Here is a 20,923-nt window from a genome sequence, read left to right as displayed (position 1 = left end):
AAATGTATTAAAGATCCCCGCCGTGGTTATCAAGCTGACCTTCCCACTTAGAAACAGCGGAAGTAGCGAGCGCATTTCCTAAAACATTAGTCATACTTCTACCCATATCGCAGAAGTGATCGATTGGAAGAATTAGCGCGATTCCTTCAGGCGGAATGCCGAACATTGTGCATGTTGCCACAATGATCACGAGGCTGGCACGCGGAACGCCCGCGATCCCCTTCGAGGTAAGCATCAAAACCAACAGCATGATTATCTGCTGCCCGAGCGACATATCAATTCCGTAGATCTGTGCAATGAATATCGCGGCGAACGTCATGTACATCATACTTCCGTCGAGGTTGAAAGAGTAACCCAGCGGTAGAATAAAGGAAACGATACGGTTGTTACAGCCAAATCTTTCGAGTTCTTCCACGAGTTTCGGGAAAACCGCTTCTGAACTTGTGGTGGAAAACGCGATAAGCAACGGCTCTTTTATTCTTCTTAATAGTTCAAAAAGTCTGTTTCCAAGAATTAAATAGCCGACAATACACAGAACTAGCCACAGGATGGCCAACGCGAAGAAGAAGTCGCGGAGGTAAATTGCGTATACTTTGAATATATCAAATCCGTTCGTTGCAACTACTGCGGCAATAGCTCCTAAAACACCAAAAGGTGCAAACCACATGATATAGCCTACCATTTTCAGGATGGCGTGAGCAAGGATATCGAGCGCGCGAACGATCGGTTTTGTATAATCTTCACCCATGTTAGCGAGGGCAACGCCAAACATAATGGAAAACACGACGATCTGCAGGACCTCGTTGGTCGCGAAAGCTTCGAACAAACTTTTCGGGATGATGTGTTTTACGAACTGTTCCAATGAAAGTCCCTGGCTGTTTGCCACCACATCTCCAGCTGCATCCGCCGCGGGTTTTTCTAGTTGCATTACGTAACCCGGTTCGAGCCAGTTTACAAAAATAAGTCCGATCATCAGGGAAACCAAAGACGCTGTGATAAACCACAGCATGGCTTTCGTGCCCACACGGCCTATCATCCGCATATCACTCATCTTAGCGATACCTACAACAAGCGTGGTGAAAACAAGCGGTGCGATGATCATCTGCACCAGACGGATGAATATCGTTCCCAAAAGTTTGATGTTGGTGGAAAATCCTTCTGCATTTTCGGGAAACTGTGTGTGTACCACCCCACCCATGATCACTCCTATGATGAGCGCCACTACGATGGCAATAAAAAGCTTGTTTTGACCTTTCATGTTAATTTTTGTTGTGTGTAAGGTTACAAATATAGTTTTTTTAACATACATAAATTTGGGAAACTGCGCCGGACAAGCGATCGCAGTGAAAATCCTCCGCGGCCTGAAAAGACCGCGGAGATTGTAACGGAGAGCGCGGTCCCGAAAATTGGCGCGGACAATAGCGCGGGCAATTTTTCGGGATGGCCCATAAAAAAACCTCTGAAACAAATCCAGAGGTTACCAAATATATAACGAAAAGACTTTCTATGAACGGAGATAGCGCGAGTAAGCATAACCTTCCACGCCATCTGCGGTGCGTACTTTCCACCAGTCATCGGAGGTTTGCTCCACCAGTGTTACGCTGTCGCCTTTGCCTGCCTTGCCCACGATTGCGGCGTCGGTAGAAGCTTCCTGGCGGATATTCAGGTTTGAATTATCTGTAGCCACGGTAAGTGATGAGCCTGCCGAAAGGCCTGAAACCTGCACATTTAAATTAATATCTGATGCAGAATACGTTGTATCGATCGCGCCTAAAGCATTCCAGACACTGTCTTTCGCGGCGCTAGAAGCGGCATCGCCTGAAACGTATAAAATACCGTCCTGCTCGGCAATCTGAAGATTCCGGATTCCCGCAGACTGTGCTGCAGCGATTACACCGGCGTATTTATCCTGTAATGTACTCATAGCTATTATTTTACGGTATAATTATAATTTACTTTGCCGGCCTGAAGGGCATCTACAGACATCTTGATTTTTCTTGCCTGCTCCGGTGAAACGTTTCCGGTAAGGGTGAGTTCGCCATTTACAACTTCTACAGAAACTGAAGGGAAGTCTTTCACGGCGTCAGTCACTTTTTGCTGAACAGCCGGATCTACTGCGGACACAGTTTCCACTACCACAGGCGCCTCTATTTTGGACATGTCCATAACGTCTTTGATTCCTGGAATTGCCTTTAAAGATGCAATCATCTGATCACGTGAGGCTTCATCTTCAAAAGTACCGCTAAGATGTGCCGTACCGTCTTTCACTTCCACAGTTGCCTGAGGATTCGCAGTAACTACGGTAGTTGCCTGCGTCTGAAGATCGGCATCAGTCACCTTCTTCTTGCACGCTACAGATGTAAATGAAACCGCCAATACGAGAGTTGAGGCTGCAATTAGTTTTTTCATAGTTTGATGATTTTATGATTTAGTAATTTCAAATTTAGCCATTAAAATTGATGCCAAATAGCTAACAAGTATTAAACTTTTCACAATTTTTCAGGTATTTTTCCTCAACGGACATATTTTAAGCTTTTTAGTTCCCACGCTTAAGAGATATTTTGAATCGTGCGGAAAGTAAGGTTGATTCTCGGTTCGCTCACCTTCTTCGTGGGCGGCAGCCGATGCAGCCAGAACGTTTGGGTTTCGTCTTTCATCACGAGCAAACTGCCGTGTTCCAGCATCAGCTCAATTTTTTCACCGGTTGATTTATGTTTAAATGCAAACTTTCTTTCAGCACCCAGACTCATGGATCCGATGGCGCCATTTTTCATTAGATCTTTCTCCGCATCGCTGTGCCAGGCCATTCCCTCGTCGCCGGAATGATAGAGATTGAGCAAACACGAATTGAATATCTCACCTGTTTCTGCCTCGCAAATTTTCTTTAGCTCCAGCAGTTCCGCAGTCCAGGGAAGTGCGGTTTTGGTCGTTTTAGAGTAGGTATATTTAAATTCTTCATCGCCGTACCACGCTACTTTGCGCTTTGTGAGGATTTTTTTACCGAAAATCACGGCCTCATCATTGCGCCATTGGATGGTATTCAAAAGTGCCTGTTGAAATCGGTCGGCCTCATCTTTAGTTAAAATCTTCCCATAGTAATTTACAGTACCGTCGTGTGGCAAAAGATTGATGTTTGGATCCGAATTATTATCAAATAAGCTCATTATTCCGCGTTTTTACCTCTTAAATTTAGTATGTTTTTTATACTTTCGGACAAAATTATCATTCATGAAAAAATTCCTGGAATTTGCGCTGATTTTCTGCGTACTCTCCACATTCGCGCAGACGCGTCCCGACAATACATTTGTAAAAGATAATTACACGAAACAGGAAGTGTACATCCCGATGCGCGATGGTGTAAAACTCTTCACTGCCATTTATATTCCAAAAGGCATTTCGAAGTCTCAGAAATACCCTTTCATCATGCAGCGTACCTGCTACAGCATCGCGCCATATGGCGAAAACGAATACCGTGCATCGCTGGGCCCCAACAAGTTGCTGATGAATGACAAATATATTTTCGTCTATCAGGATGTGCGCGGCCGGTACATGAGCGAAGGCACCTTCACCAATATGACGCCACAGGTGGAGCGCAAAACCAAAAAAGATGTTGATGAAAGCACGGACACTTACGATACGATTGAATGGTTGCTTAAAAATGTAAAAAACAATAACGGCAAAGTGGGCCAATACGGCACTTCTTATCCCGGATTCTACACGGCTGCAGGGATATTGGCGGATCATCCGGCGCTTGTAGCTTCATCGCCGCAGGCTCCGATTTCAGATTTCTGGAATGATGATTTTCTGCACAATGGCAAGTTTATGCTGGGTTACTTCAAGACCTTTCCGGTTTTCGGCGTCCAAAAGACAAAAGCTGAAAATAAGGCGTGGTACAGCGACAGCATGATTAAATCCACTTCAGAGGACGGCTTAAAGTTTTACCGTGATATGGGAACGCTGAAAGACGGCTATGATAAATACTACAAAGACAATTTCTTTATGACCGAGATTATGAATCATCCGAATTATGATGAATTCTGGCAAAAAAGAAGTCTGCTACCACACTTAAAAAACGTGAAGCACGCGGTGATGACCGTTGGCGGCTGGTTTGATGCTGAAGATCTGTCCGGACCTCTAAATATTTATAAAACCATTGAGAAAACGAGCCCAAAAGCTAAAAACACCATCGTGATGGGACCATTCTCGCACGGCGCGTGGAGCCGGGAAACCGGGAAACATTTTCACAATGAAATTTATTTCGGAGACAGCATTGCGACCTATTATCAAAAAAATCTGGAAACGAAATTTTTCAGTCATTATCTTAAAGGGAATTCCAAAGCTGAGGCCGGTTTGCCCGAAGCGATGATGTATGATACCGGAAAGAAAGAATGGAAAGAATTTGATGTTTATCCGCCTAAAAACGCGCAGAAAGTCAACTTTTTCCTCGCAGACGGAACCCTGAAACCGGCAGCTTCCAACTCAATCTCGGAGTATTACAGCGATCCGAACAATCCGGTTTTAAGTTCAGATAAACTGAAAGACTTCAACGGGTTCACACCGCGAAATTATATGAGCGAAGACCAGCGTTTCGCTGTGGGAAGGCCGGATGTGATCACATTCACAACCGATGTACTCACGGAAGACCTCACTTTTGCAGGCGAAATTTTAGCCAAACTCAATATTTCCTCTACTTCTACCGATGCAGATTTTGCGCTCAAACTTATCGATGTCTATCCGGGAGACTTCAAACCCACAGAAAAGAAAGACGGCGTGGTTTACGGAAATTACCACCAGATGGTTCGCAGCGAAATAATGCCTGCAAGATTCCGGAACTCACGCGAAAAGCCGGAAGCCCTGGTGCCGAATCAAAAAATGGCCGTGAATTTCAGGTTGCAGGACGTGGTGCATACCTTCAAAAAAGGTCACAGAATCCAGGTTCAGATTTCAAGCACGTGGTTTCCGCTGTTTTCTGTAAATCCTCAGAAATTTTTGGACAATCCGAACTTCGCTACTAAAGATGATTACACAAAAGCCTTTATAAACGTTTTTGGCGACAGTTCTTTGGAAGTTGATGTTTTGAAATAAAGACAACACAACATTGAATTGCATTACCCAATTTCCCGAAAGTTTGTCGCACGAGTGTTTGGACTTTTCGGGTCTTCCGGAAAGTTTGTTGAACATGTGTTTGGGACTTTCCGGAACACCGGAAAGCTTGTCGCACGTGTGTTTGAGACTTTCCGGTGAAAAAACATTAAAAAGGTCTCTTTTTTAAATACAATACAAAAAATGCTTTCCAAAAATTATGGAAAGCATCTTTTTCTTGATTCTAGATTCCTGGCTCTTTTTACCTGGCTGTTTTTACTTTGCTCTTCCCAAATGATAATACGCCAGCATCTTATAATAAAGTTTCGCTGCTAGGAAAGCGCTTGGTTTCGGCATCGGCGAATCCATTAATTCTACAATATCAAAAGCAACAACATTGCACTTTTCGAATACTTTTTTCAATAATTCTAAAGTTGGGTACCACTCTAGACCGCCCGGCTCCGGTGTTCCGGTTGAAGGCGCGAGTGACGGATCGAACGCATCTAGATCGATGGTGATATAGACATTCCCGGAAACTTTTGCCAGCACATCGTCGATCCAGTTCGGGTTTACCGCAATTTCGTGAGCCCAGAAGCACTGCTCTTCATTCACGTGCTCCATTTCTTCCGCGTCCATCGAACGGATACCAACCTGAACCAGATTGTGTTTTTTGCTGGCCTCATACACCGCACACGCGTGGTTTGACGTGGTACCGTGGAACTCAGGTCTCAAATCTGTATGCGCATCAAGCTGAAGTACCGTGAGGTTTTCATACTTTTCACCCACCGCGCGGATCGAACCAATTGAAACCGAATGTTCACCGCCGAACAGCGTGAAAAGTTTATCATCATGATTCAGCAGTTCTTTTGTCTTTTGGTAAACCGCCTCGGTCATCGCTTCAGGAGTAGAATCTTCCGAAATTTCCCCAGCCAGATAAACGCCTTCCAGATAAGGTTCGGTGCGGGTTTCAATATCGAAAAGCTCCATATTTTCAGAAGCGTCCAAGAAAAGTTCCGGGCCTTTATCGGCACCTTTTCCCCAAGTTGAAGTTCCGTCGTAAGGAACCGTCACGAGCATCACTTTTGAGTTTTCCAGGGTGGCGTTTTCTTCGGGTATTCCTGCGTATGTCTTCATTTGAATTGTTAGTTTAAAATTTAATTTTTTTTGAATGCCAAAGGTAAAAAAACCGATTGTAAACCGAAGCCATCTTCAGTTCAACGATTATCACAAAAAAAACGTAACTTTAAGTCAAACCTTACAAGATGAAAACCGATAAGTATGGAAACGACGCCAGCAACTGGATATGGGGCGTTTTCTATTATAACAAAAATGACCGGCGGATCTTTCCACCGAAACGCCATCCGTGGATGGGCTGGACAGTGAATTTCGCCAACTGGAAATCAGTACTTGCGTTGGTACTAATGATCGCTTCTTTCTTCTTATTAATTTATATCATCGAAGAAAGCGTATAAAATTTTTCACTCCCTGAGCTTCGTACGCTTTTTCTACCTTTGCGCAAATTCCAGATATGCCATTAAAAGCTGTACTTTTTGATATGGACGGTGTGATTGTAGATACCGAACCACTGCACCGTAAAGCCTATTTTAAATTATTTGCAGACCTGAACATCGAGGTATCTGAAGAACTTTACACGAGCTTCACCGGTGCCTCTACAAAGAAAGTCTGCACCACTTTGGTGGAAAAATGTGGCTTAAAGTTGCCGCACGAAGAATTAGCTTCGGTTAAGCGCCGCTATTTCAAGCATTATTTTGATAACGATGCGGATTTCGATTTACTTCAGGGCGTAAAAGATCTGATTGAAAACTATAATCAAAACGGCCTGAAACTTATCCTGGCTTCCTCCGCTCACATGAACACGATCAACTGGGTTTTTGAGAAATTCGGACTTGAAAAATATTTTTCCGGAAAGATCAGTGGCGCAAGTTTGAAAGAATCTAAACCTCATCCCGAGATATTTCAGTTAGCCGCGAAAATGGCTGGAGAACCTACGCCAAACTGCCTTGTTATCGAAGATTCAACGAACGGGATTTTGGCTGCACACGCGGCGGGAATCTTCTGTGTGGCCTATAAAAGTGAGCATTCCGTGAATCAGGATTACAGTAAGGCCAATCTGGTAATTTCAGATTTTTCGGAGATTGAGGCGGAGAAGATTAAAAGTTTATTTGGGGAATAATGGGGCGCGAGCGAAGCGAGCGGCGAAAAGCCTATTTGTACAACCCAGCGGTGGGAAATGCAAATACCCGACATCCTAGCCCCGATTGAAGTGGAAATCCTTTTTTGCGGCGGCAAAGCCGCCGCAAAAAAGATTGCAACGGAAAGCGGGAACGCAAATAAAAAGGAGCAACTAGTTTGTTGCTCCTCAACTTTAATATCCTAATAATTTCAACACGTCTTCCGGCCGCTGTTCTTCGCGGAAAACCTCGTATGTGAAGTTACCATCTTCGTCTTTATTGATCAGAATATGTTTTGGCTGTGGCATCAGACAGTGGTGAACGCCGCCGTAGCCACCGATGGTTTCCTGGTATGCGCCGGTGTGGAAAAAGCCGATATAAAGCGGTTTTGTATCACTGAAAACCGGCAGATAAATCGCGTTGGTATGCTGTTCTGAATTATAGTAATCATCTGAATCACACGTCAAGCCACCAAGAAATACCCGTTCATACGTATCTTCCCAACGGTTCAGCGGCAACATGATGAAATGTCGCGAAATCGCCCAGGTATCTGGCAGCGTCGTCATGAAAGACGAGTCGATCATGTTCCATTTTTCCCGGTCGTTCTGGCGTTTTTGGGAGATGATCTTGTAAAGGTTTCCGCCGCTTTCGCCAACGGTGAAACTACCGAATTCGGTGTAGATGTTTGGTTCTTCCACGCCTTCTTCTTCACAGAATTTCTTGATCTGCGACACGATTTCATTCACCATATACTGGTAATCATAGTCGAAATTCAGAGAGGTTTTGATCGGAAAACCGCCACCAATATTCAGGGAATCCACTTCCGGAGCGATTTTTTTAAGTCTCGCATACACGCGGAGACATTTGTAAAGTTCGTTCCAGTAATACGCGGTGTCCTTGATTCCCGTGTTAATGAAGAAATGCAGCATCTTGAGGCGGGCATTAGGATGTTCCGCAATTTTCTGGCTGTAATATGGGATGATGTCTTTGTATCCAATCCCCAGTCTGGAGGTATAGAATTCGAATTTTGGCTCTTCTTCAGAGGCAATTCTGATCCCAATATTGAACGTAGTGTCAATGCTTTCGGTAAGTTTATCGAGTTCTCGGTAGTTATCAAGCACCGGAATGATATTTTCAAATCCACTGTTGATGAGGTCTGAAATTTTTGCCAGATAATCGTCGGTTTTGAAACCGTTGCAGATCACCTCCACATCCTTCTCATATTTTCCTTTGTCGTAAAGCGACTTTACGATGTCCATGTCGTAAGCAGACGATGTTTCGATCGAAATATCATTTTTCAGCGCTTCTTCAAGTACAAACGCAAATTGGCTCGACTTCGTGCAATAGCAGTAACGGTAACCTTTCTTGTAGTCGTTTTTCTCGATGGCTTCTTTGAACCACGCCTTTGCGCGCTGAATATTCATCGAGATCTTTGGCAGATAATTAAACTTCAGGGGCGTGCCAAACTGCTCTACCACGTCCATCAGAGGAATATCGTGAAACAGAAGCGTATTCTCCGAAACATTGAACTCTTCTGTCGGGAAATACAAAGTCTGGTCGATAAGTTCTGAATATTTAATCTTCATTCTTTAGAAATATTTGGAATTTTAAGTGTGTGACATTTTGCCGAAAACAAACTGCAAAATTGCGTAAAAAAGTTGGTTTTTCGCGATCTAAATTTTATTTAAATCACCTGTAGCTTTCCCTGCCCACAAAAACCACCAGATCGCCGTCGCCATACGTTATTTCTACAGTGTCTTGCAGTGCAAAATTGCGGCTTCCGATTCGCGATGTAATTGAAAGTTCCTCACCACTGAGTTCCCAGTTCAAACCTTGAGTAATGACATTTGACGTGATGGGAAATGGAATGAGCGACACCAAAAGACCTTCCACATCTGATAAAACTATCTTTTTAGGCGCAAAGAAATATTTAGAATACTCATCAAAAAATGTAATTTTCAATTCATTTTTAAACATAAAAGCCGTGTGCAGATTCCCTAGAAAGTGATCCATTTCGCCACCGCTGCCACCATAAACGTCGACTTCTTTAATGCCTTTTTCATTCAGAATTTCCAATGATTTATAGAAATCTGTTTTGTCCTGATCCGGCGTGTAGATGAATTTTTCCGCATAAAGCATTTCATCTGAGCCAGAATGGGAATCGAAATCACCAGAAATAAAGTCGAGTTGATCGAGCGGAAAACCTTTGCTTGTTAAATAATGAAAAGCGCCGTCCGAGCACGCGATTACGGAATAACCGTTCGTGTCTGGAAGTTTTTTCGGCGGAACTCCGTTGATGAACAAAAGCGCTTTCTGCATTTATAACTGAAATTATCGGTTATTGGGATTCCAGTATTCTTCCGTCTCGCCGTTGATTTTTGAAATGTAACGCGCCAGCACAAACAGATAATCGGAAAGTCGGTTCAGATATTTAATCAGTTCCGGCCGAACTTCTTCGGTTTCATTAAGAAAAACCAAGCTGCGTTCAGCTCTACGGCATACGGTACGGCAAATATGTAACGATGTCGCAGATTTTCCGCCTCCCGGCAAGATAAAATACTGCAAAGGTTCCAGTTCAGTTTCAAATTCATCCATCCACTGCTCTAACTCCTCGATTTCAGTTTCAGAAATCATCAAAGTCAGCCGTGATTTACCGTTTGCCAGCGTGAGTTTGTCGGTTGGCGTTGCCGATTCTGAACCAAGCGTGAACAAATCAAACTGAATTTTGCGCAGCTGATCCAGTACTTTTTCATTATTTATTTCAGTTTTAGCAAACCCGATAAAAGAATTTAATTCGTCAATTGTGCCGTAAGATTCAACTCTTGCTGAAGCTTTCGAAACGCGCGTTCCGCCATACAATGCGGTTTCTCCCCTATCGCCGGTTTTGGTGTAAATTTTCATTTCTAATTTCTTTGACGTAAAAATAACGATTTTAAAATAGGCCCAAAGCCGCTGCAGCACGATCCTTTCAAAACAATTTTTAATTTTTTTGTAATAATTTCAGCATATCTTCATCCAATGAGCGGAACTGAAAAGCCGAAACATTTTAGATTCTTTTAAATGAAAATATTGAAGAAGATTAAATTCACCTGATGACACACGATTTCGACCAACTTTATAAGGAGTTTTCCGGCCGCATTTACAAACTCTGCCTGAGTTACTCCGGAGACCGGCTAGCAGCGGACGACCTGCATCAGGAAACCTGGATTGCCGTGTGGAACAGTCTGCCACGCTTCCGGAATGAAAGCCAGATCGGCACCTGGATTTACCGCATCGCTATCAACACCTGTCTGGTAGGTTTAAAAAAAGAAAAAAAGAAAGCCGACAATTCAGAAGCAGTTCTTTCAAAATTGATACACGAGGAAACAAGGGACAATTCTGCAGAAATCAATCGGCTTTACGAATGTATCAGCCAGCTGAAAGAAAATGAACGAATCATTATTACGCTGGTTTTAGAAGAGAAACCTTACGAAGAAATCGCAGACATAACGGGCATTACCGAAAATAATCTGCGTGTGAAAATTCACCGAATCAAAAAAGAACTCCACCAAATTTACAGCAGCTATGGACAATTTTAACGAACTGCACGACGTCTGGAAACAAGCCAAAACACCAGCACCAAACAGAAAAAACAACCTTTCACAAATAAAAACCAATAAGATGAAACTAAAACAAAAAGAAATTAAGCACGCCTCTGTCCTCATATTTACGGGAATCTTCATCCTCGGTTTGATGTTGTCTTTTGACGGAAAACTTCAAACTTTGCCCATCATGTCCGCGATGATCATCATTTCACTTGCGTGCTTTCTTCAGGCAGCGGTGATGTTTTTCAATGCAAGAAAAATCAGTCAAATAGATGATTCAAACACACCAGCGGTGCATCTTCAGCAGTGGCTGGACTTCCGCGAATTCCAGAAAAAACAAAGGCGGTGGAATATGCCGGTTTACTATATCCTGCTCAGCGTTTCCCTCGCCGTGTACCTTTACGAGTTGCTGAAAGCGGTAGAATTTTGGAAAATGTCGCTGGCTTTTGTCCTCACCTACAGTTGGATGCTGATCGCTTATTTCTACTTCGGCAAGCGCGAACTGAAAAAACAGGATGCAAAAATGGATGGAATAATCGCCGAATTAAAAGAACTTGAAACCCAGTTTCAGTAAAAAAATCCGGAGGCTTTTGCTTCTGGATTTTGTTTTTAAAGTTCATCGAGAACTATGCGCCACAGCACACGGTTATAACTTCGGAAAAAGTTTACATGTCCAATTTCCTTTTTAGGCGATTCTGAAATTTTTATTTCGTAATATTTCTTTTCTAAATGCGGATAAACTGTATTCATAAGGCTTTCCATGCCTTTCAAAGTCACCCAGGAATCATCTTCAGCATGAATAATCAAGGTTATTTGTGTTAAATGTTTCGAGAAATCGTTGCTTATCTTTTCTAAAAGTCGACTGGTGGATTTGCGGTGAAGGATCAGTGTACGCCAATCAAGCGCCACGCCGGATGGCAGAGATTCCCCCAACCCAAACCTATCCGCCGGGAAATAGCCGAAAAACCTGGTGATTATTGGTACGGCAATTCCAAATCCAAAAAATCCCAGTGCCGCAATTTTGAGATTCAAATGTCCGTAATATGCATCCTGTGTGGCTACAAAAACAAACTTTTCAAAAATCTGGGAACCTTCGTTCATGCCTAAAATCAACGCACCGACTGAATGGCCGAGGCAATATTTGGTATGTTCACTGTAATGTTGCTGAACATAATCAGTGATGGTTTTAAAATCTACAGTTCCCCAAGTCCGCATCGTAGCTTTTGATGATGCCAAATTTTTCGGCTTAGATTGGCCAATCCCGCTGTAATCATAAGTGACCACTGTAAATCCGTATTCAGCGAAATATTTAGCAAAAGAATAATAGACCTGCTGCTTTACACCTGTTGCAGAATTGATAACCAAAAGTTTATTACGAGGACTTGAAGGTTCAAACACGGTGACCGCGATTTGCGAGTAACCGTCCGTCTCCAGGAAAAATTCTTTCATAGCTGAAAAATAAAAAATTCACCCGGTTAAAAGTGAATTGTTGTCTTTAATTACAAAGGTTTGCGTAGTAATTCCCGGTCTTAAATCATTCGCCGCTAAAATCTTTCAGGTAAGGTAAACCGCTCTGAGAACCGCAGTTTTTGGTAACTTTCAATGACACGTCGTTGCCGAACTGCACACAATCGTCCACGGGGTTTCCATGGCACAATGCGACTGCAAAACCGCTGGTGAACGCATCGCCCATTCCCATTTTGTGAAGTACAGAATCGTGGTCGTTGCGGTAATATTTCATTTCAGAGCCGTTGTAATAGGTTGTGGAATTGGAGTCATCACGCACAAACAGTTTATTGGCATATTTTCTTAAAATGTCCTCACGCTGATCTTCGCCAAATACGATAGAAAGCTCGCTGCTTTTCGCCACGATGAATGTACTGGCTTCAATAACACTTTCAGAAAGTTTCTTTGGCGGCGAGGCGTAAACACCGATTTTAACGTTATTTTTCCGCGCCAACTCTACCGAAAACTCCACGGTTTCCATCGGAATTTCGAGCTGGATGAGCAGCAGGTCTGAGCTAGAAAATAGCCGTTCTGCCTCGGCGACATGCGATGATTTCAAACAATAATTGGATGCAGGAACCACCACGATCGAGTTTACACCTGCAGATGAAGTGACAAAGGCTGAACCAGTGGCTGCATCTTCGGTTTCCGTGACATAACTTACGTCAACACCCTCGTCTACAAGGTTTCGCATTATTTGCTGCCCAAAAGGATCCATCCCCACACACCCGACAAACGAGACATCCGCGCCAAGTCTAGCAGCACCCACCGCCTGATTCGCACCTTTACCGCCAAAAAAACTCTCGGATTTTTCAGCCAACACAGTTTCGTTCGGTTTTGGCAAATGTTCGGTAGAGAGCACGAGATCGATAGACGAGCTTCCTACTACAATAATCTTGGGTTGTTCCGTGGATACTTTCATGGATCAAAAAATATTAAGCGACAATACTTCAAAAGTACTTCCGACGCTATTACAAATCTATTGATTTTATCAGAGTTTCACTTTCAAAAGTAAAATTTACTTTTCAGCCAGAACTTCAATAAATTCAGTGATAATTTTCACCGGCTCACCTTTAGGGCCAAAACCGATGTAACTTCCGTAGAAACCTTCACCATAGCCGGTTTCAAAAGCGAAAATATTTCCTTTTGCCTCGTCATCGGGTTTTAAAAGTGCAAACTGATCGATTGCACCATCTTCATTAAAGAAGTGTTCATGGAAAAACTCTTCGTAAATACCCATGAAATCCGCACCTTTCCGGTGAAAAAGCCTGAGTTCGAGCTTTTCTAGGCTTGCCTGCGTATCCAGGTCCATGAAGCATCCCATGCCACTTTCTACCGGATAACCAAAGATCTCATCTCCTTTCAAATCCTGAACTTTTTGCGATTCGGTTGTCGCGAGTTCCCAGTTAACGATCGGTGAATTTGCAAAGACAATCTCGGTATAGGCGATGCAGTTGCTTTCGCGCTCTTTATGCACCAACACGGGAAATTCGCCCACGGGAAAAACCGTAGTAAATGGCGGCATATCATTGGTCAAAACAGGATCGCAAGCAACCAATTTACCGCTAGAGAGATGTATCTTACCTGCTTCGAAAGTTTCAAGCACGGGATTTTCCACAAAATTTTTGCTGAAAAGCTTAGCAATATTTTCGAGGTGCGTCATTTTTTGTTCATAATTTTTATAAAGTCTTCAGTTTCGCTTCCAAAAGCGCAATCTTTTCCTGCGCATCACTTTGTTTTTTGCGCTCTGCATCTACGATTTCGGGCTTTGCATTGGCCACAAATTTCTCATTTGATAATTTTTTGTCAACTGAAATAAGGAAGCCTTTCAGATACCTGATTTCTTCTTCGGTCTTCGTCTTTTCTTCCGAAAGATCAAGCTTTTCGCTGAGTGGAATGGAGATTTCACTGGAACCAATCAAGAACGTGAAACTTGGTTTGTCCGTTTTCTGGGCATAATGAATATCTGAAATATTGGCCAATTTCTTCACCAAATCTTCATTTTCAAAATATTGAGCATTGGTGAAAATCTCAGCCGTTTCACGTGGCGAAATTCCTTTGCTCTGGCGATAATTCCGGACACCCGAAATCATTTCCTTGGCGAACTCAAAATTATTCAGAACATCTTTACCAAATTCTCCGCCTTTACTTTGCTGGGTGATTACCAGGGCGTTTTCAGTATTTCTTGGTGTAATGTTCTGCCAAAGTTCCTCCGATAAAAACGGCATGAACGGGTGCAGAAGTTTCATCAGTTCTTCGAAATAGACGATGGTCTGATCGTAGACCTCCTGCGAAATTGGCTGGCCATAAGCTGGCTTCACCGCTTCAAGATACCACGCGCAGAAATCGTCCCAAATCAATTTATAGACAAGATGCAGCGCATCAGAAATCCGGAATTTCTCGAACTGGTCAGCAATTTCGGCGATAGTTTTATTCATTTGCTGGCCAAACCACTCGATTGCCTGTGCGTCAGATTTATTCGGTTTTATACTTTCATCTTTATTCCAGCCCTGAATTAGGCGATATGCGTTCCAGATCTTGGTAGCGAAATTTCTGCCCTGCAACATCAGTTCTTCATCGAAAAGCAAGTCGTTTCCTGCTGCGGAACTCAACAAAATTCCTACACGCACACCATCAGCGCCATATTTTTCGATAAGTTCGATTGGATCTGGCGAATTGCCCAGTGATTTAGACATCTTGCGGCGCTGCTTATCACGCACGATTCCCGTGAAATACACATTTTTGAACGGAACTTCATTTCGGTATTCCAAACCTGCCATAATCATTCGGGCTACCCAGAAGAAAATAATATCCGGACCCGTCACCAGATCGGAAGTTGGATAATAATAATCAATTTCTTTATTATCCGTTTCCAGCAAACCGTCAAACACAGACATTGGCCACAACCACGAAGAAAACCACGTGTCGAGCGCATCTTCATCCTGTTTAAGATCCGAAATCTTCAAATCTGAATTTTGAGACTGCTGTTTAGCAAGTTCCAGGGCTTCCTCAATGGTTTCCGCGACCACAAAATCGTTTTCACCTTCCCCATAAAAGTAAGCCGGAATCTGCTGTCCCCACCAAAGCTGGCGTGAGATATTCCAGTCACGGATGTTTTCCATCCAATGTTTATAGGTGTTCTTAAATTTTTCAGGATGGAATTTGATCTCATCATTCATCACCACATCCAGCGCAGGCTTGGCAATTTCCGACATTTTCAGGAACCACTGCACCGAAACTTTCGGTTCTATTACGGCGCCAGTCCTTTCGGAAGTCCCTACTTTGTTCACATAATCTTCAGCTTTAAGCAAAAGTCCTTTCTCCTCCAGTTCCTTTGCGATCATCTTGCGCACTTCAAAACGGTTTTTGCCCTCGTAGTGAAGACCGTGAGCGTTCAGATTGGCGTCATCATCCAGGGAATCAATCAGCTGCAACTGATGTCGTTGGCCGATTTCGTAATCGTTCAGGTCGTGTGCCGGCGTAATTTTCAACGCGCCCGTGCCGAATTCGATATCAACATATTCGTCTTCAATAATAGGAACTACACGGTTCACCACAGGTACGATGACCTTTTTACCTCTTAAATGCGCATATCTTTCATCATTTGGATTGATGCAGACTGCGGTATCGCCAAAAATGGTTTCCGGACGCGTGGTTGCTACCGATAGAAACTCTTCGGTACCTTCAATTTTATATTTTAAGTAATAGAGTTTTCCGTTTTGCTCTTTAAAGATCACCTCTTCATCGGAAATATTCGTTTTAGCTTCCGGATCCCAGTTTACCATGCGGTAGCCGCGGTAGATCAACCCTTTATTATACAGATCGACAAAAGATTTGATGACCTGCTGAGACATCTTGGGCTCCATTGTGAAGCGCGTACGCTCCCAGTCACATGAGCAACCGAGTTTTTTAAGCTGCTCTAGAATGGTTCCGCCATAATTATCTGTCCAGTCCCACGCATGTTTTAGAAATTCTTCACGCGAAATATCTGCTTTGTTGATGCCCTCTTCCTTGAGTTTGGCAACCACTTTCGCTTCCGTAGCGATAGATGCGTGATCGGTCCCGGGAACCCAACATGCGTTGAAACCCTGCATCCTGGCGCGCCGCACCAATACATCCTGAATCGTATTGTTCAGCATGTGGCCCATGTGAAGAATTCCGGTCACATTTGGTGGCGGAATGACGATGGTATAAGGCGGTTTCTCGTTTGGTTCGGAATGAAAATAGTTATTTTCCAGCCAGTAACTGTACCATTTATTTTCGGTTTCTGTCGGGCTGTACTTCTCGGAAAGCTGCATAGAATCTGTGTGTTTACTCGGTATTAGGTGCAAAAGTACTCAAATAAAAAAAATTATCCCGATGTGGAAATAATTTTTAACTTTGTCTCTCATAATATAAGAAACCCGAACCAAAAAACAATTAAAAATATGAAAAAGATTTTCGCAGGTTTATTTCTCACTGCATCTTTCGCATTCGCAACAGCACAAACAATTTCTTTCGATAAAACCACTTTTGATTACGGAACCGTGAAAGCGGGATCTGAAGGTCACAGAATGTTCACCGTAAAAAATACAGGTGATAAACCTTTAATCATTTCTAAAGTTCAGGCATCTTGTGGATGCACAACTCCTGAATGGAGCCAGGAACCGATTATGCCAGGAAAAACGGCTCAGCTGAAAGTAGGTTACGACACAAAAATCGTAGGTCCATTCGCTAAAATCATCGAGGTATATTCAAACGATCCGGCAAGCAGCCGTTCAGTAATCAACATTAAAGGAACCGTAGAGCCAGCCGTTACCGCAACGGTAGCGACTGATGTAGCTGTAGCAGCTCCGGCTTCTGCAGAACTTTCTGCAAAACCAGCACCTGCCACTGCAACGAAAGCAGAAAGAAAAAGAACAAAATAGGCTACGCACAAAACAAAAAATCACATAAATCACTTCTTCTGAAGTGATTTTTTTTATTTTTAATAAAAATACCGGATTATGGATCTTGATTTCAGCCACGACTATATCGTAAAAGGGAAAATTGAAATTGGAAAAGCAGACACTGAGTACAAAGGCAAGCTCACTAAAAGCGACGGCAAGGAACTGCTGGCCAATGAAAAAAGCAAACTGTACGAACTGCAGGAAAAACTGTATGCCGATGGAAGCCAATCTTTACTCGTTGTGCTGCAGGCAATGGATGCAGCCGGAAAAGATTCACTGATTGAGCATGTTTTCGGAGGTGTGAATCCGCAGGGATGCGAGGTGCACAGTTTTAAATCTCCGAGTTCGAAAGAATATTCGCATGACTTTTTGTGGCGTCATTATATCGCGCTGCCGGAGAAAGGTAAAATCGGGATTTTCAACCGAAGTCATTATGAAAGTGTTTTGGTCTGTAAAGTTCATCCGGAATATAACCTCAATGAAAAAGTATGGAATACTGTTTCGGATTTCGATGAAAAGTTCTGGGAAGAGCGATATGAAAGCATCCGGAATTTTGAAAGACATCTGGCGCAGAACGGAACCAGAATCATCAAGATCTTCCTGAACGTTTCAAAGAAAGAACAGAAAAAACGTTTCCTGGACCGCATCAACGAACCCGAAAAAAACTGGAAGTTTGCGATGGGTGATATCGAGGAGCGAAAACTTTGGGATGAATATATGGAAGCCTATGAAAGAGCCATCAACGAAACCTCAAAAGACCACGCGCCATGGTTCGTGATTCCGGCGGATGACAAATGGTTTGCGCGCGTGGCGGCCATTCAGATCATCATTGATGCGCTGGAAAACATGAATTTGAAATTCCCGAAATTGGCCAAAGAAGAGCAACAGAAGTTGGATGATGCAGAATCTCAATTGGAAAACGAATAAATAAGAAAAGCAGAAACCTAAATTTCTGCTTTTTTGTTTCTATTAAAAACCACAAGAAAAACTGTAAGCCGGATTCTGTAAATTCGCCGAAGCGAAAGTGCCTGTTATTTATCTGCGTTTTACATTGCTGCAAAACTTTAGCTGTTTACCCCTCGGTTTTTGGAGCGAGCCACTCCTATCCCGGCGAACCGGGAAATCCGATATACTTAACATTGCACCGCAAAGAGTTTACCTGGTTTCACTATAAATTAATATACATACTTTCTGTTGCACTTGTCCTGATCTCACGACCGACGGGTGTTACCCGCTTTGCTGCCCTGTGGTGTCCGGACTTTCCTACCCCGACCGAAATCGGAATCAACAGGCCGTTCTTCTTGTGGAGGGCAAAGATAGTGTTTTTGCAAAAAAAGTATCTGGCGGCTTCGTGATCTCTTAGCCCGGATCGCAGCGGCATCCCCCGGGCGGCGCGCCAGCGCCGAACGGGGATACAGTGGAGAGCCGGAAACAGCTCCAAAAAAAAATCCGCTCAAACTGAATTGAACGGAATATTATAAGTTTATCTAAAATCTTAGTGTCCTAAAACTTCTTTTACTTTGTTAGCAGCTTCTTCCAGCGTGATAGCCGAGTGCACAGGAAGTCCTGAGTTGTCGATCAATTGCTTGGCTTCTACTGCGTTGGTACCCTGAAGTCTCACGATCAATGGAACCGGAAGGCTGCCCATCGCTTTGTAAGCATCTACCACACCCTGCGCTACACGGTCGCAACGAACGATACCACCAAAAATGTTTATAAGGATCGCTTTTACGTTTGGATCTTTCAGGATGATACCGAAAGCTTTCTGTACTCTTTCAGCATCTGCCGTACCACCTACATCAAGGAAGTTAGCCGGGTTACCGCCTGAAAGTTTGATGATGTCCATCGTCGCCATTGCAAGACCGGCACCGTTTACCATACAAGCTACGTCCCCGTCAAGCTTTACGAAGTTAAGACCTGCTTCACCAGCTTCTACATCTGTAGGATCTTCTTCGCGTGTATCTCTTAGTTCCGCAAGATCTTTGTGACGGAACAATGCGTTGCCATCCAAAGTTACTTTTGCATCAACTGCGATGATTTTGTTGTCAGATGTCTTAAGTACCGGGTTGATTTCAAAAAGTGATGCATCAATACCTACGTAAGCATTGTAAAGTGCCGTGATGAATTTCACGAAATCCTTGAACGCGTTACCTTCCAAACCTAAGTTGAAAGCGATTTTACGCGCCTGGAAGCCCTGAAGACCTACCGTAGGATCAATCACTTCTTTGTGGATAAGGTGCGGAGTAACTTCGGCAACATGCTCGATATCCATACCACCTTCAGTAGAGTAAACTACCGTGTTTTTGCCCAAAGCTCTGTCCAAAAGGATAGAAACGTAGAATTCCTTCGTTTCAGTTTCGCCCGGGTAGTATACATCTTCGGCAACCAGTACGCTGTGTACTTTCTTACCTTCAGCAGAAGTTTGTGGAGTCACAAGCTGCATACCGATGATGTTCTTTGCGTTTTCTTTCAGTTTATCCAAGTTCGGTGAGAACTTCACGCCACCGCCTTTTCCGCGTCCACCTGCGTGTACCTGAGCTTTTACCACCCATCCTTCGGCACCGCCGGTTAATTCCTTGAGTTTTTCAGCTGCTTCTGCGGCTTCTTCCACATTGTTTGCCACAAAACCGCGCTGAATATTAACGCCATATTTTGCTAAAATCTCTTTTGACTGATACTCGTGAAGATTCATACTATTGAATTAAATTTATTGTTTTTTTTAAAGATTTACAAATTTAAGAAAAAAGGACTAAGTAGGAAGTGATGAAGCAATTAAGTTTGCACTGCACTTGGTTTTGGAGCCTACAGGTATGTGTTTTTCGCAACTTTGCGGTAAATTTGGGCGCCATTTCCGGCTTTCACTACTCGCTTTTTTCTGCGTCGCGGCGCGCGGCGCAGAAAAAGAGCTCAGACAGGCCGTTCAATCCGGGGCGCGAAGATGGTTTTTATCAACGCAAATCAGTTTATCAATACAATCGGCCGACATCTTTGCAAACCTCCATATATTCTTCCGGAATCGTGGAGCGGAAACCCTGCTCGTAATACTCGTCTGTATGCGGAATGTATATGCTGTAGCGTTTCCCAAGCGGAATGAGCGGAATAAAAAACAGTTCAATGTACGTTTTGTAAACAGTCACGACTGCGTTTACACTCAAGCCATTCTTGCGGATGCTTCGTGTCTCCCTGCCCACCGGTTTTTTGTTGTAGCCGAAGATGAAAAACATGTGGTTTAGTTTAAATTTGTGAAATTTCCCAAAGTAAAAAGCAGCTTATTTATATCTATCGGTTTGAAAATTGTGACATTAGCACCAGCTGATCTTGCTTCGCCAATGCTTGAACCCGAAGCCGTTAAATAAATAATTGCGGTATGCCTGCCGAAAGGGCTCCTTCGAATTAATTCTATTGCTTTAACCACGCCAAGTTCAGGAATTCTTCTTGCTATCAATATCCCTGCGGGACGAAACTGCAACAATAGTTCCGGCAGTCCCTGGGAAGTCTCCCGGACTATACACTGATATCCCTCATCCTTTAAAATTGACGCCAATACACTGGATACTGCTGTCTCAGTTTCAAGAATCAGAACGCGTTTTTTATGCATAGTAACCGCCATTTTGATATCCTGTCTTCAAAA

The 20,923-nt window shown here is 43.3% G+C and carries 22 protein-coding genes and 1 other RNA gene; 7 read left to right on the top strand and 16 right to left on the bottom strand.

Translation table 11 applies throughout. The annotated features are described in order from the left end of the window. Positions 1-7: 7 nt before the first annotated feature. From H9628_RS04105 to H9628_RS04090, 4 genes are all read right to left on the bottom strand, one after another. Positions 8-1,258, bottom strand: a complete 1,251-nt coding sequence (locus tag H9628_RS04105) for a dicarboxylate/amino acid:cation symporter (protein WP_251832845.1) — start codon at positions 1,256-1,258, stop codon at positions 8-10. Between the two features lie 246 nt (positions 1,259-1,504). After that, positions 1,505-1,924: an SH3 domain-containing protein gene (locus tag H9628_RS04100; RefSeq protein ID WP_251832844.1), complete on the bottom strand. Its 420-nt coding sequence runs from the start codon at positions 1,922-1,924 to the stop codon at positions 1,505-1,507. 5 nt (positions 1,925-1,929) lie between these two features. Then, complete coding sequence (locus H9628_RS04095) at positions 1,930-2,409, bottom strand: BON domain-containing protein (protein WP_251832843.1); 480 nt, start codon at positions 2,407-2,409, stop codon at positions 1,930-1,932. Between the two features lie 140 nt (positions 2,410-2,549). Further along, complete coding sequence (locus H9628_RS04090) at positions 2,550-3,164, bottom strand: alpha-ketoglutarate-dependent dioxygenase AlkB family protein (protein WP_251832842.1); 615 nt, start codon at positions 3,162-3,164, stop codon at positions 2,550-2,552. A gap of 64 nt (positions 3,165-3,228) precedes the next feature. Between H9628_RS04090 and H9628_RS04085 the strand changes: the two genes are divergently transcribed. Beyond that, positions 3,229-5,085: a CocE/NonD family hydrolase gene (locus H9628_RS04085; protein ID WP_251832841.1), complete on the top strand. Its 1,857-nt coding sequence runs from the start codon at positions 3,229-3,231 to the stop codon at positions 5,083-5,085. Positions 5,086-5,358: 273 nt separating this feature from the next. On the opposite strand, the gene speB is transcribed toward H9628_RS04085, so the two are convergent. Further along, positions 5,359-6,216 carry an agmatinase gene (gene speB, locus H9628_RS04080; protein ID WP_251832840.1) on the bottom strand — a complete coding sequence of 286 codons (858 nt, stop codon included), beginning with the start codon at positions 6,214-6,216 and terminating at the stop codon, positions 5,359-5,361. Positions 6,217-6,344: 128 nt separating this feature from the next. On the opposite strand from speB, the gene H9628_RS04075 reads away from it, so the two are divergent. Together H9628_RS04075 and H9628_RS04070 are read left to right on the top strand one after the other, a co-directional pair. Then, on the top strand, positions 6,345-6,554 hold the full coding sequence (locus tag H9628_RS04075) for a DUF5808 domain-containing protein (protein WP_251832839.1): 210 nt from the start codon (positions 6,345-6,347) through the stop codon (positions 6,552-6,554). A 56-nt stretch (positions 6,555-6,610) separates the two neighbouring features. Next, entirely contained in the window at positions 6,611-7,276 is a 666-nt protein-coding gene (locus H9628_RS04070) for an HAD family hydrolase (protein WP_251832838.1), read from the top strand. A 192-nt stretch (positions 7,277-7,468) separates the two neighbouring features. Here the strand turns inward: H9628_RS04070 and H9628_RS04065 are convergent, their stop codons facing one another. The 3 genes from H9628_RS04065 to H9628_RS04055 form a co-directional block, all read right to left on the bottom strand. Continuing rightward, the gene (locus H9628_RS04065) at positions 7,469-8,860 is read right to left on the bottom strand and encodes a type III PLP-dependent enzyme domain-containing protein (protein ID WP_251832837.1); all 1,392 of its coding nucleotides are present in this window, start codon (positions 8,858-8,860) and stop codon (positions 7,469-7,471) included. A gap of 103 nt (positions 8,861-8,963) precedes the next feature. Then, the gene (locus H9628_RS04060) at positions 8,964-9,593 is read right to left on the bottom strand and encodes a thiamine diphosphokinase (protein ID WP_251832836.1); all 630 of its coding nucleotides are present in this window, start codon (positions 9,591-9,593) and stop codon (positions 8,964-8,966) included. Between the two features lie 12 nt (positions 9,594-9,605). Beyond that, a complete protein-coding gene (locus tag H9628_RS04055) occupies positions 9,606-10,175 on the bottom strand; it encodes a cob(I)yrinic acid a,c-diamide adenosyltransferase (protein ID WP_251832835.1) in 570 nt (189 codons plus the stop codon). A gap of 191 nt (positions 10,176-10,366) precedes the next feature. Here H9628_RS04055 and H9628_RS04050 point away from each other — a divergent pair, with 191 nt between their 5' ends. Together H9628_RS04050 and H9628_RS04045 are read left to right on the top strand one after the other, a co-directional pair. After that, positions 10,367-10,852, top strand: a complete 486-nt coding sequence (locus H9628_RS04050) for an RNA polymerase sigma factor (protein ID WP_251832834.1) — start codon at positions 10,367-10,369, stop codon at positions 10,850-10,852. Continuing rightward, positions 10,839-11,432, top strand: a complete 594-nt coding sequence (locus tag H9628_RS04045; RefSeq protein WP_251832833.1) for a hypothetical protein — start codon at positions 10,839-10,841, stop codon at positions 11,430-11,432. The genes H9628_RS04050 and H9628_RS04045 overlap by 14 nt, the downstream gene beginning before the upstream one ends. 35 nt (positions 11,433-11,467) lie before the next feature. Here the strand turns inward: H9628_RS04045 and H9628_RS04040 are convergent, their stop codons facing one another. From H9628_RS04040 to H9628_RS04025, 4 genes are all read right to left on the bottom strand, one after another. Then, entirely contained in the window at positions 11,468-12,307 is an 840-nt protein-coding gene (locus H9628_RS04040) for an alpha/beta hydrolase family protein (protein ID WP_251832832.1), read from the bottom strand. Between the two features lie 85 nt (positions 12,308-12,392). Beyond that, complete coding sequence (locus H9628_RS04035) at positions 12,393-13,286, bottom strand: ribokinase (RefSeq protein ID WP_251832831.1); 894 nt, start codon at positions 13,284-13,286, stop codon at positions 12,393-12,395. Positions 13,287-13,382: 96 nt separating this feature from the next. Then, complete coding sequence (locus H9628_RS04030) at positions 13,383-14,027, bottom strand: DUF4241 domain-containing protein (protein WP_251832830.1); 645 nt, start codon at positions 14,025-14,027, stop codon at positions 13,383-13,385. A 16-nt stretch (positions 14,028-14,043) separates the two neighbouring features. Beyond that, positions 14,044-16,662: a valine--tRNA ligase gene (locus H9628_RS04025; RefSeq protein WP_251832829.1), complete on the bottom strand. Its 2,619-nt coding sequence runs from the start codon at positions 16,660-16,662 to the stop codon at positions 14,044-14,046. Between the two features lie 129 nt (positions 16,663-16,791). On the opposite strand from H9628_RS04025, the gene H9628_RS04020 reads away from it, so the two are divergent. After that, on the top strand, positions 16,792-17,271 hold the full coding sequence (locus H9628_RS04020; protein WP_251832828.1) for a DUF1573 domain-containing protein: 480 nt from the start codon (positions 16,792-16,794) through the stop codon (positions 17,269-17,271). A gap of 78 nt (positions 17,272-17,349) precedes the next feature. Continuing rightward, the gene (locus tag H9628_RS04015; protein ID WP_251832827.1) at positions 17,350-18,219 is read left to right on the top strand and encodes a polyphosphate kinase 2 family protein; all 870 of its coding nucleotides are present in this window, start codon (positions 17,350-17,352) and stop codon (positions 18,217-18,219) included. A gap of 48 nt (positions 18,220-18,267) precedes the next feature. Here H9628_RS04015 and rnpB read toward each other — a convergent pair. The 4 genes from rnpB to H9628_RS03995 form a co-directional block, all read right to left on the bottom strand. After that, positions 18,268-18,596: RNase P RNA component class A (gene rnpB / locus H9628_RS04010), an RNA gene on the bottom strand. A gap of 191 nt (positions 18,597-18,787) precedes the next feature. Further along, a complete protein-coding gene (gene sucC, locus H9628_RS04005) occupies positions 18,788-19,984 on the bottom strand; it encodes an ADP-forming succinate--CoA ligase subunit beta (RefSeq protein ID WP_251832826.1) in 1,197 nt (398 codons plus the stop codon). A gap of 274 nt (positions 19,985-20,258) precedes the next feature. Next, complete coding sequence (locus H9628_RS04000; protein ID WP_251832825.1) at positions 20,259-20,516, bottom strand: hypothetical protein; 258 nt, start codon at positions 20,514-20,516, stop codon at positions 20,259-20,261. 5 nt (positions 20,517-20,521) lie between these two features. After that, entirely contained in the window at positions 20,522-20,890 is a 369-nt protein-coding gene (locus tag H9628_RS03995) for a response regulator (RefSeq protein WP_251832824.1), read from the bottom strand. Between the last annotated feature and the right edge of the window lie 33 nt (positions 20,891-20,923).

The sequence above is a fragment of the Kaistella pullorum genome, from assembly GCF_014837035.1.
Lineage (GTDB): Bacteria > Bacteroidota > Bacteroidia > Flavobacteriales > Weeksellaceae > Kaistella > Kaistella rhinocerotis.
Note: the sequence above shows the minus strand (reverse complement) of the source record. Positions and strands in the feature narration are given on the sequence as shown.

Excerpts from the sequence above, each read along its gene's own strand:
- H9628_RS04030 (WP_251832830.1), bottom strand. The coding sequence starts at position 14,027 with ATGACGCACCTCGAAAATATTGCTAAGCTTTTCAGCAAAAATTTTGTG.
- H9628_RS04035 (WP_251832831.1), bottom strand. The coding sequence starts at position 13,286 with ATGAAAGTATCCACGGAACAACCCAAGATTATTGTAGTAGGAAGCTCG.
- H9628_RS04040 (WP_251832832.1), bottom strand. The coding sequence starts at position 12,307 with ATGAAAGAATTTTTCCTGGAGACGGACGGTTACTCGCAAATCGCGGTC.
- H9628_RS04025 (WP_251832829.1), bottom strand. The coding sequence starts at position 16,662 with ATGCAGCTTTCCGAGAAGTACAGCCCGACAGAAACCGAAAATAAATGG.
- sucC (WP_251832826.1), bottom strand. The coding sequence starts at position 19,984 with ATGAATCTTCACGAGTATCAGTCAAAAGAGATTTTAGCAAAATATGGC.
- H9628_RS04075 (WP_251832839.1), top strand. The coding sequence starts at position 6,345 with ATGAAAACCGATAAGTATGGAAACGACGCCAGCAACTGGATATGGGGC.
- H9628_RS04015 (WP_251832827.1), top strand. The coding sequence starts at position 17,350 with ATGGATCTTGATTTCAGCCACGACTATATCGTAAAAGGGAAAATTGAA.
- H9628_RS04070 (WP_251832838.1), top strand. The coding sequence starts at position 6,611 with ATGCCATTAAAAGCTGTACTTTTTGATATGGACGGTGTGATTGTAGAT.
- H9628_RS04065 (WP_251832837.1), bottom strand. The coding sequence starts at position 8,860 with ATGAAGATTAAATATTCAGAACTTATCGACCAGACTTTGTATTTCCCG.
- H9628_RS04050 (WP_251832834.1), top strand. The coding sequence starts at position 10,367 with ATGACACACGATTTCGACCAACTTTATAAGGAGTTTTCCGGCCGCATT.
- H9628_RS04020 (WP_251832828.1), top strand. The coding sequence starts at position 16,792 with ATGAAAAAGATTTTCGCAGGTTTATTTCTCACTGCATCTTTCGCATTC.
- speB (WP_251832840.1), bottom strand. The coding sequence starts at position 6,216 with ATGAAGACATACGCAGGAATACCCGAAGAAAACGCCACCCTGGAAAAC.
- H9628_RS04095 (WP_251832843.1), bottom strand. The coding sequence starts at position 2,409 with ATGAAAAAACTAATTGCAGCCTCAACTCTCGTATTGGCGGTTTCATTT.
- H9628_RS04090 (WP_251832842.1), bottom strand. The coding sequence starts at position 3,164 with ATGAGCTTATTTGATAATAATTCGGATCCAAACATCAATCTTTTGCCA.
- H9628_RS04045 (WP_251832833.1), top strand. The coding sequence starts at position 10,839 with ATGGACAATTTTAACGAACTGCACGACGTCTGGAAACAAGCCAAAACA.
- H9628_RS04055 (WP_251832835.1), bottom strand. The coding sequence starts at position 10,175 with ATGAAAATTTACACCAAAACCGGCGATAGGGGAGAAACCGCATTGTAT.
- H9628_RS04000 (WP_251832825.1), bottom strand. The coding sequence starts at position 20,516 with ATGTTTTTCATCTTCGGCTACAACAAAAAACCGGTGGGCAGGGAGACA.
- H9628_RS04060 (WP_251832836.1), bottom strand. The coding sequence starts at position 9,593 with ATGCAGAAAGCGCTTTTGTTCATCAACGGAGTTCCGCCGAAAAAACTT.
- H9628_RS04100 (WP_251832844.1), bottom strand. The coding sequence starts at position 1,924 with ATGAGTACATTACAGGATAAATACGCCGGTGTAATCGCTGCAGCACAG.
- H9628_RS03995 (WP_251832824.1), bottom strand. The coding sequence starts at position 20,890 with ATGCATAAAAAACGCGTTCTGATTCTTGAAACTGAGACAGCAGTATCC.
- H9628_RS04085 (WP_251832841.1), top strand. The coding sequence starts at position 3,229 with ATGAAAAAATTCCTGGAATTTGCGCTGATTTTCTGCGTACTCTCCACA.
- H9628_RS04105 (WP_251832845.1), bottom strand. The coding sequence starts at position 1,258 with ATGAAAGGTCAAAACAAGCTTTTTATTGCCATCGTAGTGGCGCTCATC.